The organism is Sphingomonas sp. GC_Shp_5, from assembly GCF_026540855.1.
Taxonomy (GTDB): Bacteria; Pseudomonadota; Alphaproteobacteria; order Sphingomonadales; family Sphingomonadaceae; genus Sphingomonas.
Map to the genome: position 1 here is coordinate 41,988 of NZ_JALNUP010000017.1, position 14,927 is coordinate 56,914.

Genomic DNA, 14,927 nt, shown 5'->3' on the forward strand with positions numbered 1-14,927 from the left:
GCCTGCACATCGTCCTTTTCGAGGATTGCTCAGCGTTCACTCATGTTGCGGCCTGCACACTCGCACGGTCACCTATGTGACCGTCATCCGGGGGCTTCAGACACTTCGTCACCTCCATGCCTGCCCCGGTTGCTTCCGGCTGGAGCAGTTCGCCGGGTGGGACTTGCACCCACCAGAAAGCGCCGCCTTTGCACGGCGCACCCCAGAGCCAGACACTCAGCTCTGCCCGTATGGATCTCCAGAGCGGCCATTTGATCATCTTTATCCTACGCCTCACTGATGCAGCTTGACGTTCATGTGGAAGCGGGTGAGACTGCCACCGGGATTGCGCCAACTGGCGCAAAGTCCGTGTTGCCGAGCGTCTCGCCCCTCAAGTTGGAGAGTGAGCATGGCCACCAATCCTCCCCCGGCGGCGCCTGCGCCAACACTATGGGGAACAAGCGATGATATCGAGCAGTACCGCCGCGATATTGGGAAATTTTTCGACCGTTTAGCGGCTGCCGCGGAGGGCAATCCGCCGCCGGGCATGAATGCCGCCAACGGCTTCTTTGTCAAAGCGGTTCAGGACGACGCCGAACTTAAGAGCGTTGCTCCACCCAGGAAGACGGGCGATGATCCTGAGGGGCAACGAATATTTGCTGCTCTGGCGTCGTTTGAGGCTAAAGTACTTGAAACGTTCAAACTGCCGAACGCGCACGGAAGGTGGAGCACCAACGCCGGTGTCGCTTGGGACGCATTTCAGAAGCTCAAAAACGACATTCCGCCCGTCATAACCGCAATCGGTGGCGCAGTCGCAACCGTTAACCCCGCTACGATCGCTGCACTCGCTGAAAGTGTGAAAAGCCTAATTGATAAGATTCACAATGCCGGGGTCGTCTATGAAGGCGATCACGCCAATGGCTACATTCAAAGTGGCGTTCACGACGCCGCAGTGCAGCTCAAAGACGTGTTGGATGACGTCCACGCGCACCCTGTGGACCCCTTCGCTGGTAAGTTTGCGCAAGCAATGAGTGCTATTCTCGACAAGCTTATCGCCCTCAACTTCGAGAACAATCCTTGGCTTCGAGGAGAGTGGCAAGTAAGTTTTCAGGCGATCACTCGTGCCGGCGCCCTCCAGCTCTACGCGCTGACACCTTAACCTGGGAGCATGAGAGGTTCGACCCAGTTCCGGCCGTTCGTGCCGTCCTCCACGCTCCCCTAAACCGGTCACTCGTTCATCTGGAGCAGGTCCGCCGGTATGGTCCTCTGCCGTCGGCTGGGAACGGCTTGGTGGAGGAGATCTCCGCTCGGCAGCAATCGGGAGTGACGAGTGACGAAGCACAGAGCCCTGCTCACGGCGGGGGGACCACGGAAACCGGCATGACCGTTTGCGGATTGTAGTTTGTCGTTTCGCCCTGGAGGATCGCTTGCTCGGATGACGACTGCCATACGATGGCCACGCGATCAGATCTTCGGAGATAACGGCAGATGCAACTCGAAACACGATCCTTCGGCCAGACCTTTGACGACCAACGTGCCGTTGTGGAGCGCAGCGACTTGCCGCGCCAATGGCAGACCTATCCCCGAGCCGCCAGCCTTGGTTGAGAAGAACGGAATGAAGATGTTATCCAGCTGAGCGGGCGGAACGCCGTGGCCGTAATCGCGGATCCTGACCGTCAGTCCGGTGCTGGCGACAAGCAGATCAACCTCGATCTTCCGTACCGGCTGGCCCTGTGAAGCTTCGATGGCATTACGAAGCAGGTTGATCAGCGCCCGCTCGATCAGATCCGGGTCGGCGGTAACCGGCACGGGGCTATCCAAGGCGCGCAGCGACAGATCGACCTCGGCCTCGGCGAGTTCAGGGTCGACCGCCCGGATGAGGTCCCTCAGCAGCATGGCCAGGTCAAACTCGACCGGTTCGGGCTGTGGCAAATCCCCGAGTGCACGGTAACGCTCGATAAAGCGCAGGAGGTGCGTGCCGCGACGCGCGATCGTTGCCAGTGCCCGCGCCGTCCCGGCATCGTGGCCGGGCATAGCGGCGAGGCTTTCCGCGAGCGACACAATCGGGGTCATCGAATTCATCATCTCGTGGGTGAGCACCCGCGTCATCGCATGCCAGGCGCCGACTTCGACGGCATCGAGTTCGCCCGCGATCCACTGCAACGATAACAGCCGCTGCGGCGCCTCGCCGGGAACGGTGAAGCTGCCGGACCAGGCGAGAAGGTGGCGGCCGTCCTCTGACTGCAGCACGCGCCGCGCTCCGGCCGGCAAATCATGGATTGCAGCAAGGGCAATTGGCCCCAAGCCGACAATATCATTGAGCCGCGCGATGGTGACGCCGACCATGCTGCGCGCCGCCCGGTTGGCCAGCACGATCCGCCCGCGATCGTCGAGCACGAACAGCGCTGTCGCCACCGCATCGATCAACACGCGCAGCCGGTCCGCCTCGCGTACCGCTACGAGATCTGTTGACGGCACCAGTAATCTGCCGTGCGGCCGCGCCACCGCAGCATAGAGATCGGCGGCCGCCAGTGCTGCAGCGAGGGCGAGGATCAGCGCGGTGATTGGGTGGTGCGACGATGCCGAGCCGACCGCGGCGCAGGCAGCGCCAAGACAAAGCAGGATCCGCCAACCAATCGCAGAGAGGCGATGATAGCCGAGGCGGCTATCCATCCTTGGCCAGCCGACGGTAAAGTGCTTGGCGCGTGAGACCGAGCGCCGCTGCCGTGCGACTGATGTTCCCGTCATGGCGCTCGAGTGCATTGCTGATGAGCGATCGCTCCGCCATCGCCAGGGTCGGCTCGGACCGCCGCTTTCGGGTGTGCGCGACCGCATCGCACACCGCCGTGATCAGCTGCGTATTCCGCCACGGCTTGAGCAAGAAGTCGTCGCCGCCGCGCTTGATCGCCCGCACCGCCAGCGACACCCCACCATGGGCCGTGATAAAGACGATGCCGACCGCAGGATCGGCCGCGCGCCAGTTGGCAAGCGCGTCAAGCCCGGCACGGCCGTCACGCTCACCGGCCAGGAAATTCATATCGAGCAAGATCGCATCATAGCGCACGGCGCCGATCATCGCCGCCGCCTCGCTCGGCGAGGCGGCCTCGTCACAGCACCCGACATGCGACATCAGCGCGAGCGCGGCCGCCTCGCGGACGTCGGGGTCATCATCGACGATCAGGATGCGTCCATCGTTCATCTGCGGCGATTCTACGGCCAGCACGTCCTCGGCCGCAACTGTACGATTCCGGACAGCCGCCCGCTCCCTGACCGGCTAATCATTCATTTATACCATTGATATAGCGGTGTTTTTGCGAGCCATCAATTTGATCTAACATGATCCGGTGCATCAGATGGACCATCCGATCGCCACGCGATGGTGGCAGCGCCCGCGTCGCAGCACGTGGATCGGCCTGACGGCGCTGCTGGGCTTGGTCGTAGCCGCCACGGCAATTCTGCATGAGGCCGGCGACCGCAGCCTGAGTGTCGCGGCAGGCAGCGTGACGGTCGCCACCGCGCGACGAGCGCTGTTCCGTGACGTGGTCGCGATCCACGGCACTTTGCAGCCGAAGGAGGTCGTCTATGTGGATGCGGTATCCGGTGGGCAGGTCGCCCGCATTCTGGCGCAACCGGGAGACCGGGTGACTGCGGGCCAGCCGTTGATCGTGTTCCGCAACGCCCAGCTCGTTCGAGACGTGCTCGACAACGCGGGGCGCTTGGTCGAATCGGTCACCCAGGTGCAGAGCTTCGAGACGCAGCTCGAGAACAACCGCGCCAGCAACGACAAGACCCTTACCGATCTGGCCGCCACCGTCGCCACAATCGAGGAGAAAGCGGCGCGCATCGATCCTCTCGCGGCGCGGGGCTTCTATCCGCGCGGTGATGCCGACGCGGTTCATATCGATCTTGCTCGTTACCGCCGCCTCCATGCGGTGCAGCAGGCAACCAACCAGCGGCAGGAGGCCCTGCGACGAGAGCAGCTTCCGCGGTTGCGCGGCGAGCAGGAAAGCCTGAGCCGCAGCTTGGATGCAACGCATGCCCAGCTTGAAGATCTCGTTGTGCGGGCGCCGGTGACAGGAACGCTCACCCAGCTCGATCTGAAGCTTGGCCAAAACCGCAACCGGGGCGACCGCCTGGCGGAGATCAACAGCGACGCTGGTTTCCGCATCCTCGCCGATATCGACGAATTTTATCTGCCGCGCGTGCGGGTCGGGCAGAATGTCGATCTCACGTTCGACGGGCACAGCCTGGGTGGTCGGGTCATCCGCGTACGTCCCGAGGTGAAGAACGGCGCCTTCACCGTCGAGATCGACTTCATCGGTCTTCAACCGGCGGGTGCCACGCCCGGCGCTGCCATCGAAGGCGATCTGACCCTGGGAGCGGATCGCCCGGCGCTCGTGCTGCCCAGCACCGCCGTGGCCCAGGGAAGCAGCGATCTGTTCCTTCTCTCGCCCGACGGCCGGAGCGCGCGGCGCTCACCGGTCCGCTTCGGCCGTCGCAACCCCCGGCAGGTCGAGATCCGCGCCGGTCTTGCGGCGGGTCAACGCGCCATTGTCTCCGACACCTCCGCCTGGTCGCGGATCGATCGCATCAACGTCGAAGAATGAGGCAGCCGCATGCTGACGCTTACCGATATCAGCAAAAGTTTTCGCACCACCGATGTGGAGACGCGCGCGCTTGAGCGCATCTCACTCGACATCGGCGTCGGCGAGTTCGTCGCCATCATGGGCCCGTCGGGCTGCGGCAAATCGACCCTGCTCAACATCCTCGGCTTTCTCGATCCGCCGACCGGAGGGTCCTATCGCCTGTTGGGCGAGGAGGTCGCGGCGCTCCCCGAACGCGAGCGCACTCGGCTGCGGCGCGAGCACGTCGGCTTCGTGTTCCAGAGCTTCAACCTCGTCGACGAGCTGACCGTGGAAGAAAATGTCGCGATCGGCCTGCTCTACCGGACGGGGGTGACGGGAGCGCGGCAGCGGATTGCCGACGCGCTGGAGCACGTGGGCATCGCGCATCGCGCCCGCCATCGGCCGCAGCAATTGTCCGGCGGCCAGCAGCAGCGCGTCGCGATCGCCCGCGCGCTCGTCGCCCAACCCAAGCTGATCCTCGCCGACGAGCCGACCGGCAACCTCGATACCGCCAATGGCGAACAGGTGATGGGGCTGCTCAAAGACGCGGTGGCAGCGGGCACCACGATCGTCATGGTCACCCACTCGCCGCTGCACGCCGCTGAAGCGCAACGGACGATCCGCATGCTCGATGGCCGCGTCGTCAGCGAGACCGTGCTGTGAGGCTCCGCCATCTCCTGATCGCCGGGTGGCGGGCCGCGCTGGCGTCGCGCATGCTGTCGCTGATCGCCCTGTTCGGACTGGTGATCGGCCTGACCGCCTCGATCCTGATGCTGGTGGTTGTACGCGGGGTACTGCAGCAAAACCATTTCGTGCCCCAGTACGAGCGGACCTATCTTGCGACCTCGATGATGGCCGGGCCGGGTGGGGCTCCCGTGCCTAATGAACGGACCAGCGGGCTTGCCGCGCCGCTTGTCGCGGGCAGCATCACCGCCATCGACGGGTGGACACGGCTGGCAGACACCGAAGTTACCATCCGGCGTGGCGCGGTGAAGCGCAAGGAGACGATCTACTGGGCGGATCCTTCGTTCCCGGACATCATCCCGCGCCCAGTGCTCCGCGGGGATCTCGGCGGGACACTCGCGCGACCCGATGGCGTGGCGATGACCGCTGCCGCGGCACGCCGCTGGTTCGGCCAGGACGAGGCGATCGGCGCGACACTCGATATTGGCGGCAGGGCCATGACCGTAGGGGCCATCCTCGCCGATCTGCCACCGGGCGCGACGGACCTCAGCCACGATATCCTGGCGTCGTCACGCGCGGCCGCATCGATCCTGAATGGCCTGGCACGCCCGCAGGACGGCGGCTTCAGGATCGAATCCCGCACCTATTACCGGCTGCGCCCGGACGTGACCGCGGCCGAGGTCGAACGGCAGATGCGGCCGCTGGTCTCGACATTGCTGCCGGTGGAATTGCGCAGCGCCTATCAGATGAAGCTCGTCCGCATCGACCGGCTGGCAACCGATGCCAACCTCCACCCCGGCGCCCGCGACCGGCTGATGACGGGCGCGCTGATCGCCGCGCTCGTGCTCTTCATCGCGGTGACCAACTACGTCAATCTCGCGCTCGCCCGCGCGGGGCGGCGGCGAAAGGAGATCGGCGTCCGCAAGGCCGCCGGTGCCGGGCTATGGGATATCGCACGGCAGTTCCTGGGCGAAGCGGTGGTGGCGACACTCATCGCCGCCCTGCTGGCGATGGCCGCCAGCGAATGGTTGCTCGCGCCCCTCAACGCCTTTCTCGATACGCAGAGCTCGATCGATTATGCGCGGGCGCCGCTGCTCGTTGGCATCATTCTCGCAGGCGCGGCGGTGATCGGGCTGGTCGCCGGCGCCTATCCGGCCCTGGTCGTCGCGCGGCTTGCGCCGGCGGCGATTCTGCGCCCCGATGCGCGTGCGGCGGATGGCGGCACATGGGTGCGATCGACCCTGGCGACGTTGCAATTCGCCGTGCTGATCGGGCTGCTGATTGCCACCGGGATCGTCTATCAGCAACGCCGCTTCGCCATGGCGGAGGGATCGGGCGCCGACATCGCGCACATGCTGACCGTTGCCGCCTCCTGCCCCGCGGGCTTTGTCGCGGAAGTCGCACGACTGCCGGGGGTGGAAGGCGTCTCGTGCAGCGGCGCGGAATTCATCTCCGGCGACTCCTTCTCGCCGGTGGATCTGCACGGTCGGTTCGTGCCGGTCACGGTCGCCTCCATGCTGCCGGCGATCTTTCACCTGTATGGAATTGCGCCGGTCGCCGGATCGTTGGTAGGGCTGCCGCCGCAGGGCGAAGAACATGTCCACCGCGTCGTCATCAACGAGGCCGCGGTGAAGGCGCTGGGCCTCGGCACGCCGCAGGCGGCGGTCGGCCAGCGCATCCCGGTAACGGCGTTCGCCGCCTTCACGACGGGCATGCAGATGGGGCTGGTCGCCGCGGTGGTGCCCGACTTTCAGTTCACCTCGGTAGAGCTGGCAGCCAAGCCGACCGTCTACATCGATGCGCCCTTCCAGTTCCGCGGCGGGCTGGTCTCGATCAGATTGTCGGGCGCGCTTGTCCCGTCCACGCTGGCGGCGATCGACCGGACCTGGGCGAACACCGGCGGCCAAGGCCCGATCGAGCGCCGCTTCCTACGGGATCAAATCGCGGAGCTTTATCGCGATCTGGAGCGCGGCACCCGCTTGTTCGCCGGCTTTGCGGTCCTGGCCGTGTTGCTGGCCGCGGCAGGCATGGTCGGTATCGCCATCGCCACCACCGAGCGTCGCACCAAGGAAATCGGCATCCGCAAGGCGATGGGCGCGAGCAATGCACAGGTCCTGTGGCTCTTGCTTCGCCAGCTTGCACGCCCCGCGGTGTTAGCCAATCTGATCGCCTGGCCGGCGGCTTGGCTGCTGATGCAGCACTGGCTCAACGGCTATGCCTATCATATAGACATGCCGCTGTGGCTGTATCCGGCAGCCGGCCTTGCCGCCCTCCTGGTGGCGGTGGCGAGCATCGCGATCCAGGCCTTCGTCGCAGCCCAACGGGCACCAGTGGTTGCGCTACGGTATGAATAATACACCGGAGTTGGATCAGCAAAGTCCATACGACGGCAAGCAGACCGGCCCGCGATGTTCTTGATCATGGCATGATTGCCTTTGCGCGGCGGCTGCCTGGTGGTTTGCGCCCGTGAAGACCCAATAGACGACACTCGCGCCGCCCTGCCCGCTTCCCGAAACCCGCCGCTCGTTAATGTTCACCAAAAGGTCGCTTTCAGCGAACACATTCAAGCTGCTGAACGTCAATAGGTGGTGGATAGCGGTCCGGCAGCTTCGGGCAGGCGGATGGAGCTAGATGTGACGGTTCGCGGCTAGTCTATGCGGCGGCGCGCGGATAGCTATAAGCAACTACGAAGCCCAGTGATCGTCGGTTTTCAACGGACATGAAGCTATCAGCCGCTCTTGCTGACCAACAAAGCTTGGCTTGACCATTCTTACCGCTCGACCCGCTACCTGTACCATGACCGGGTAGCAGTAGACTGATGCTTCATACGGATGATCCGCTGCGATCAGGCGAGCAAAGTCACCGCCCGACACAGGAAGTCGGGTACGGCCGGCTGTAGGAAAGGGCTCGACTTCCGCATAGAAGCCTTGCTTGAAGCGGCCAAAATTGACGATGCGGTAGTTCTTGGAAACGAGGGGTGCCTGCTTCCCGGCAAAGGTCGTGATATCGCCGAGCCGCCAAGCTGCATAACCGCCAAGAGCCGCGCCTGGGAAGACGAAAGCTGCGCCACCTACTAGCGTAGTCGATACCAGCACGGAGGTCGGAGTCGGCCTGTCTTTGTTGGCGCGCTGAAATCCAATCATCCCCACGGTTATCAGCATGCCTAAGCCGGCGCCCAGCATCTCCAGCCCGCTAAGTAGGAGCGGAGACACGGGGGTTAACAAGGCGGTGCCGGCTGTGTTCAGGTCCACGACAAATGCGGCGAACACAATGCCTAGGATTGCTAGGGGGATGTTCGTGCGCCGCTTCCAACGCGCCATCGCATGCGGCGGCTGTGGCACAGCGGAGAAATCTGGCGAGTGAGCGCCAGCTTGACGGGCGGCGGCAAGAGCCGTTGTGAGGCGGTCCAATATTGCCGCCGTGTCGCCCGGGAAGGGGTAGTTAAGCCAGGTGCCCTGGGGATTGCCAAAGTCGGCTTTCCAGCGAAACCCTACCATCGCACCTCGCTGAAGGGCCTGCGAGTAGAAAGCGTCGATCTGGCACCACTGCCACGTACGCTCTTTCAAACCTTTTCGTAGTGTCAGGCCAGTTGCATCAATCCGAAGAGCAGGAGGATGTGCTACCTTCGGCAGCAGCGACACCATCCAGACAACTAGACCTGCCTCCAAGGGCAACATGCAGGCGAAGAAGGTCCAGTCAAAATGTCTGCCCAAGGTCAGCACCATGGCTACGGTGACGACCATAAGGCCGGCTGCCGTCGTAAGCATGACGTAGGGCCACCGGGGGCAGACGATGTCCTCAGGAACTGGACCGACCATGCAGCTATGATTGCCTAGGTAGATGAAGATCGAGTCAACGTCAGCTACTGGGGCGTCAGCCGACCGGCCGCTCTGGGCCGCGAGGACCCACTCCGGTCGCTCAGCGACTGCAAGGCGCCGCTAGAAACCCGCCGCTCGTTCAGCATCACCGACGGCCGATTAACCACATTTCCGAACAGGCAATTTACCGGGCCTACGTACTCTCTACTGGCCGATCCAGTGCGATGGAGATGATCGATGGGGCACTCGTCGATAGACCCCGCCTTTCACGAGCTTCGGCCCTGGAACGAGGGGCGGCTTATCGGTGCGAAGCGGGCGCTGAAACAGCAACAGGTCTGGGCCATTCGCTTCTGGCTCGACCAGCATAGACGACTGCGCGATCGAGCCCTATTCGACTTCGCCATCGACAGCAAGCTGCGCGGCTGTGATGTGGTCAAGGTGCGGATCGGCGATGTAGTTTCCGGCGGGCGCGTCCGTGACCGCGCCGTTGTGGTTCAGCAGAAGACCAAACGTCCGGTTCAGTTCGAGCTGATGGATACGGCACGAAAGACGATGCGGGCATGGTTGGAGCGACGCCGCGGAACGCTGAATGACTTCGTCTTTCCAAGCCGAAACGACTACATGGCGCACATGAGCACGCGGCAATATGCCCGCCTCGTACACGAGTGGGTGGTCGGCATCGGCCTTCCGGCTCAGGATTACGGGACGCACTCGCTTCGGCGCACGAAAGCATCGATCATCTACAAGGCGACTGGTAATCTCCGCGCCGTTCAGATCCTACTCGGTCATGCCAAGATCGACAGCACGGTGCGCTATCTGGGCGTTGACGTGGAGGACGCTTTGGAACTGGCTGAACGCACTGAGGTCTGAGCGGACCCATTCACAGACGCTTGCGGGCTCCTTTCTGCTTCCCGACTCCTGCCGTTCATTCATACAGCTAGCGATCGCCAACCGGGCTTCACAGCCTTGCGCGAAGAATTTCATCCGAAATGGATGATCGAACCGCGCCCTATTCAACATCCTGTTCTGTGAGAAATGGAGGATTGGCCGGCCCGACAGCCTTCGCTAGACCATGCTCGATGCCACCTCCTGCTGCCGCCACGATCAGGATCCGCGCCACGCTCGACATGCTCGACGGCCCCAAACGGGAGTTCGCCGAGGGGGTCGCCAACGACCAATATGTCTTCTGGTTAGGCTCGGGCATCTCGCGCGACAGGATGCCTGACCTTCGCGAGCTCGCGAAGGTGATCCTCATCACCCTGCAGTCGCGCGTCGATCAGGGCGATGATGGATGCCGCTTTCGGCGGGCGCTCATCGCGGTGGTGAAGCTGGCCGGCCCGAGCGAGCAGGAATGGGCTGACGTTGATGTCACGGTGCCTGCGGACCAATGGGCGTCCTTCGAGCCGATTGCGGGCCGGCTGGTCAACAATTACGCCCGGATGCTCAACATTTCGGTGGATGGCGAGGAAGCCGATTATCTCCTCTGGAACATCCTCGACGCTGCAACCCGATATTCCGATCCGACGGTGGAGCCGGATGCCGAGCATCTCTGCCTCGCCGCCCTCGCGATCGAGGGCGTTGCGTCCGAGATGCCATCGGCGAATTGGGATCCGCTCGTCGAGCGTGCGATAGCGCGGCTCGCAGGAAACCAGCCCGTGATGCGGGTGGCCGTCGCGCCGGACGATACAAGGGCCAACCGGCGACGGACCAATCTCTACAAGTTTCATGGCTGCGCCCAGGCCGCCTGCGATCTCGAGGCGAAATTCAGGCCGCTGCTGGTCGCCCGGCAAAATCAAATCAATGGCTGGCTCGCCAATAACCGGGTCATGGGCAATGCGCTGATCAACCTGATCGTTACCAAGCCCACCTTGATGCTCGGCTTGTCCGCGCAGGATTCCAACATTCAGGGTCTGTTTGCCGAGGCGCAGGCGCAAATGCCCTGGCGGTGGCCTGTCCATCCACCCGCTTACATCTTCTCGGAGAATGCGCTTGGTGGGGATCAGGAGAGCCTGCTCCAGAATGTCTATCATCAGGACCACACCCCCGCGACACGTCCGCAGATGGAAAACGAGGCCCTCGTCCAGGCCTATGCGAAGCCGTTATTGCTGAGCCTGCTGCTGTTCGTGCTTGGAAGGAAGATGCAGGCGCTTGTCGACAAAGGCCTGCCGGGCCTGGTGGCGGCGGACAGGCAAAAGCTCGAAGATGGCATCGTCCATGCCCGCAACGCCCTCGCCGATGCGCTGGTGCCCACGGCCGAACGGGTCGGGCGGCTGCTGACGGCGGTTGGCCGCGCGATGGGCATGCTGCGCGAGGGTGCGACACCCGCCGCGGCAGAGGGCATCTATCCTCCAGTCACGCCCGACCCGGTCGACCGGATGCCGGCCGATCCGCAGCTCGGCGCGAGCGGCGTCTGCGAATTCGCGCTGGCGTCCGCGCTTATCGGCGTCGGCCTTCAGCGCGGCCTCTGGACCGCCACCGCCCCGGACTCGGCGGCAGCAGATTCCGGCGCCCTTGTGCTCACTGGCCGGAGCGGGCCCGCCAAGATCTACTTCGTCGCCAATTCCCGCGCCTATATCCGGCTTGGAACCAACGGCCTGATCGCGGACAATGACGATGCCGTGATCGTACACAGCCTAGACATGCCGGCGCCTATGGCGCGATCACCGCGACGACCGCCAGGACGAACGGGCCTTTCGACAATCCGCGAGGTGAGTATGACCGACCTGATCAGCGCCGGCACCGAGGTCGAGGATCTGCTCGCGCGCTTTCGCAGCCGGATCGCGCTGTGACCTCGGCCCTTCCCGCCGAACGCGTCGCTCATCTCCTGCTCACCGCAGGCTATCGGCGCCTGGCCGAGCCGCTCCAGGTCGCCGGCCTTGCGTTCTCGGTCGCGGGCGCCTTCGTCGGCGGTGACCGGTCAGCCGATCTCGTCGTGATCGGCGATATGGCAACCAGCGGCGAGCGCGGCGTCGTCCAGCAGATCGAGGGGATAGCGCGCGCGCTCGACGTCGTGCGGTCCCATCGCCCCCTTACCAGTGTCATCGTCGGTCCGCGTCCGATCGGGAAGGCGCTCGAGGCGCTGTCGCAGGTCAGTCGCGTTCTGGCAGTAGAAGAAGCGGGAGACGAGCCGGAGCTTCGCGACCGGCTCGCCATTCTCCTCCCGATCGAACTTCCGGCTTCGCTCGGCCAGGATCGGGACGTGAGCGGGATCGCACAGGTCGCGACGACGGACGATCCGTTCGTCGCCGAACTCATTCAGGCATCTGCCCTGAGCGAAGCGGCGGTACGGCGCCACTTCCACGACGCTCTGATGGGCGCCGCGGCGAGCCCTGCAACCGACGAACAGGATCCATCGGAATGAGCCGGCTCAAGAGCCTCTACGTAAAGGACTTCCGCAGCATCGATGGCGAGGTCAACGTCTCGCTCGATGCGCCAATCGTCCTGATCCACGGTCCGAATGGCGCGGGCAAGACGAGCATCCTATCCGCGATCGAGCTTGCGCTGACCGGAGCCGTGCCGTCTCTTTCGCGCGCGGAGCCGGATTATCTGGCCTATCTGCCACATAAGGGCCGGCCCTTCGGCGAGGTCCGACTGGAACTCGAAAGCGAAGGCAGCACGCGGTCCGCCCAGCTGCGCGTGACCACGGACGGGATCGCCGGCGCGCCGCTCCTGAACGAAGAGGAGACCAGGCTTTTTTCGGACCGCAGCTATCTCGCCCAGTCGACGCTAGGTCGCCTCCTCGAGATCTATCAGCGGGCCGATCGCAAGGAAGTGTCCCCGCTCACCAAGTTCGTGAAAGAGCTGCTCGGCCTTGACCGCATGGAAGCGATCATCGCGGGCCTGAATTCGGCAGGCCATGTTTCGCGATTGCGCGAGCCGGTCCCGGCTTACTGGTCGTTGCGGGAGGATATCCCGAAGCAGGAACAGGCCATCAGGGAAGCCGAGAAGCAGGAGACAGCGCTTGACGCGAACGTCGCGTCGCTGGGCGAAGCTCTGAGCGCGTCGCAGGTGGCGATCGGGGGCACGGCACAGCAGATCGAGGACCTTCCCGCCCTCCGGAAAGCGCTTGGCGATGACCCCGACGAAGCCGGGCTGCGCGAACTGGTCCGGCTTCGGCGTGAGGTCGAGGTATCGCAGCAGACATGGGCGAACACTGTTTCCGCCGACAATGCCGCGCACCGCGAGCGTCTTTTGCAGGAAGATTATACAGCGCGCACGGCATTCGAACAGTGGATGACGCGATCAGGCGACGCGGTCGAGGCGCTCCTGCTCCGGGCAGGACAGCTATTCGCGGACTTGTCGGTCACGTCTGAGAGCCGTTTCGGCGAGCGGATCGCTGCACTGCTTGATCGCATCCGTCCCGATCTCGACCGCCTGCGCAAGAGCCAGGCGGGGCACGAGGCGGCCGCCGCGCGTGTTGCCGTCCTTGATCGCCAGATCGCCGAAGGCCGAACGCGAGTTGAGCGTCTCGACCAGCAATTGCAGGTCGAGACTGCCGCGAATGAGGAATTGGCGACCCTGCTCGCGTCGCTGACCTCCCACATCCATGGCGAGAATTGCCCGGTCTGCGATCGGGATTTCGCGGAGATCTCGTCGACGACCTTGTCGGCTCATGTCGCAGCGAAGGTCAGTTCGCTCGTCGAACAAGCCGGCCGTCTCCAGTCGCTCGCCAACGATCGCAGCACGAGCGCGACCGCGCTTGGCCAGCTCGAACGGCAAAGAACGCTGACTTCCGCCGAGATTCTTCCGGATGCCGAACTCAACGCGCTCAAGACGCGCATTGTCGACTTGACCGAGGTCGAGCGCCAACTGGACGGGATCGCGCCGATATCCGGCGAAGGGGATGGCCTTCGGTCAGATGCCGCGAATGCGGCCCGTGCGTTGCTCGCGTTCCAGGGTGCGGAACAGTCTGCCGTGTCGATCCGCGCTGCCCTCGAAACCGCCGCCGCGACGCTTGGCGTCGATCTGTCCCGTGCGCTCTCCTATGACGAGCTGCGCGCGGCGGTCCAGGACATCATCAACGCACGCGAAGAGACGTTGAGCCAGCGCCAGACCGCGCGGCGGCGAGCGCTTGAGACGCTCGACGCTCTCGAGAAGGCGAAGGGTGATCTGGGTCGCCAGCGCGACCTGATTGCGTCGGCGCGCTTGTCACTGGCCCTCCTCACCGCGCGCAAGGCAGAGGCCGATCAGCTGATCGAGAAAGCCAAAGATCTGGCGCGGCGAACCAAGGAGGCCCGCGGCCGCATCGTGCAGAGCGTGTTCAACGACGAGCTCAACAGCATCTGGCGAGATCTCTTCGTACGGCTCGCACCGGAGGAGCCATTCATTCCGGCATTCGTCGTGCCCGATTCAGCGAATGCCGAGGTCGAGGCCCAGCTGGAGACCCTGTATCGGCGCGGTGGCAAAGGCGGGAATCCGCGTGCCATGCTGAGCGCGGGCAACCTCAACACCGCCGCGTTGACCCTGTTTCTTGCGCTCCACCTCTCGATCAGACGCCAGTTGCCGCTTCTCGTTATCGACGATCCGGTCCAGAGCATGGACGAGGTCCATATCGCGCAATTCGCCGCTCTGCTTCGAACGCTCTCCAAGCAGATGAAGCGGCAAGTGATCATCGCCGTCCACGAACGATCCCTATTCGATTATCTGACGCTGGAACTCAGCCCGGCCTTCGAGGGTGACCGCCTCAACATCGTCGAACTCAGCCGCAATGCGATGGGGCGCACCATCTGTCGTTGGGACACCAGATTGTTCGTCGCAGACCAGGCGATCGCCGCCTGATCCATCATCGCGCGATACCCTAACCGGCGATCGCTCTCTCCGT

The 14,927-nt window shown here is 64.0% G+C and carries 11 protein-coding genes; 8 read left to right on the forward strand and 3 right to left on the reverse strand.

Going from position 1 to position 14,927, the window contains the following annotated elements; translation table 11 throughout:
- Positions 1–388: 388 nt before the first annotated feature.
- A complete protein-coding gene (locus OXR60_RS13900) occupies positions 389–1,138 on the forward strand; it encodes a hypothetical protein (protein WP_267396518.1) in 750 nt (249 codons plus the stop codon).
- A 305-nt stretch (positions 1,139–1,443) separates the two neighbouring features.
- Here OXR60_RS13900 and OXR60_RS13905 read toward each other — a convergent pair whose 3' ends face one another.
- Positions 1,444–2,652, reverse strand: a complete 1,209-nt coding sequence (locus tag OXR60_RS13905; protein WP_267396519.1) for a HAMP domain-containing sensor histidine kinase — start codon at positions 2,650–2,652, stop codon at positions 1,444–1,446.
- Positions 2,645–3,202: a response regulator gene (locus OXR60_RS13910; RefSeq protein ID WP_267396520.1), complete on the reverse strand. Its 558-nt coding sequence runs from the start codon at positions 3,200–3,202 to the stop codon at positions 2,645–2,647. The genes OXR60_RS13905 and OXR60_RS13910 overlap by 8 nt, the downstream gene beginning before the upstream one ends.
- Positions 3,203–3,332: 130 nt before the next feature.
- Here OXR60_RS13910 and OXR60_RS13915 point away from each other — a divergent pair, with 130 nt between their 5' ends.
- The 3 genes from OXR60_RS13915 to OXR60_RS13925 are packed head-to-tail and all read left to right on the forward strand — an operon-like array spanning position 3,333 to position 7,642.
- A complete protein-coding gene (locus OXR60_RS13915) occupies positions 3,333–4,586 on the forward strand; it encodes an efflux RND transporter periplasmic adaptor subunit (protein WP_267396521.1) in 1,254 nt (417 codons plus the stop codon).
- A 9-nt stretch (positions 4,587–4,595) separates the two neighbouring features.
- Positions 4,596–5,267 (forward strand): ABC transporter ATP-binding protein, encoded by a 672-nt coding sequence (locus tag OXR60_RS13920; protein ID WP_267396522.1) that lies wholly within the window; start codon positions 4,596–4,598, stop codon positions 5,265–5,267.
- A complete protein-coding gene (locus tag OXR60_RS13925) occupies positions 5,264–7,642 on the forward strand; it encodes an ABC transporter permease (RefSeq protein WP_267396523.1) in 2,379 nt (792 codons plus the stop codon). Before OXR60_RS13920 ends, OXR60_RS13925 begins: the two co-directional genes overlap by 4 nt.
- 330 nt (positions 7,643–7,972) lie before the next feature.
- Here OXR60_RS13925 and OXR60_RS13930 read toward each other — a convergent pair whose 3' ends face one another.
- Positions 7,973–9,031: a hypothetical protein gene (locus OXR60_RS13930; protein ID WP_267396524.1), complete on the reverse strand. Its 1,059-nt coding sequence runs from the start codon at positions 9,029–9,031 to the stop codon at positions 7,973–7,975.
- Positions 9,032–9,343: 312 nt separating this feature from the next.
- Between OXR60_RS13930 and OXR60_RS13935 the strand changes: the two genes are divergently transcribed.
- From OXR60_RS13935 to OXR60_RS13950, 4 genes are all read left to right on the forward strand, one after another.
- A complete protein-coding gene (locus OXR60_RS13935) occupies positions 9,344–9,976 on the forward strand; it encodes a tyrosine-type recombinase/integrase (RefSeq protein WP_267396526.1) in 633 nt (210 codons plus the stop codon).
- Between the two features lie 209 nt (positions 9,977–10,185).
- A complete protein-coding gene (locus tag OXR60_RS13940) occupies positions 10,186–11,895 on the forward strand; it encodes an SIR2 family protein (protein WP_267396527.1) in 1,710 nt (569 codons plus the stop codon).
- Positions 11,892–12,467 (forward strand): hypothetical protein, encoded by a 576-nt coding sequence (locus OXR60_RS13945; RefSeq protein WP_267396528.1) that lies wholly within the window; start codon positions 11,892–11,894, stop codon positions 12,465–12,467. The genes OXR60_RS13940 and OXR60_RS13945 overlap by 4 nt, the downstream gene beginning before the upstream one ends.
- Positions 12,464–14,884, forward strand: coding sequence for an AAA family ATPase (locus tag OXR60_RS13950; protein WP_267396529.1), 2,421 nt, complete (start codon positions 12,464–12,466; stop codon positions 14,882–14,884). Before OXR60_RS13945 ends, OXR60_RS13950 begins: the two co-directional genes overlap by 4 nt.
- Positions 14,885–14,927 lie beyond the last annotated feature (43 nt).

Bases quoted from the DNA above. Each gene is read 5' to 3' on its own strand.
- OXR60_RS13940 (WP_267396527.1), top strand. From the start codon at position 10,186: ATGCCACCTCCTGCTGCCGCCACGATCAGGATCCGCGCCACGCTCGAC.
- OXR60_RS13915 (WP_267396521.1), top strand. From the start codon at position 3,333: ATGGACCATCCGATCGCCACGCGATGGTGGCAGCGCCCGCGTCGCAGC.
- OXR60_RS13905 (WP_267396519.1), bottom strand. From the start codon at position 2,652: ATGGATAGCCGCCTCGGCTATCATCGCCTCTCTGCGATTGGTTGGCGG.
- OXR60_RS13935 (WP_267396526.1), top strand. From the start codon at position 9,344: ATGGGGCACTCGTCGATAGACCCCGCCTTTCACGAGCTTCGGCCCTGG.
- OXR60_RS13900 (WP_267396518.1), top strand. From the start codon at position 389: ATGGCCACCAATCCTCCCCCGGCGGCGCCTGCGCCAACACTATGGGGA.
- OXR60_RS13930 (WP_267396524.1), bottom strand. From the start codon at position 9,031: ATGGTCGTCACCGTAGCCATGGTGCTGACCTTGGGCAGACATTTTGAC.
- OXR60_RS13920 (WP_267396522.1), top strand. From the start codon at position 4,596: ATGCTGACGCTTACCGATATCAGCAAAAGTTTTCGCACCACCGATGTG.
- OXR60_RS13950 (WP_267396529.1), top strand. From the start codon at position 12,464: ATGAGCCGGCTCAAGAGCCTCTACGTAAAGGACTTCCGCAGCATCGAT.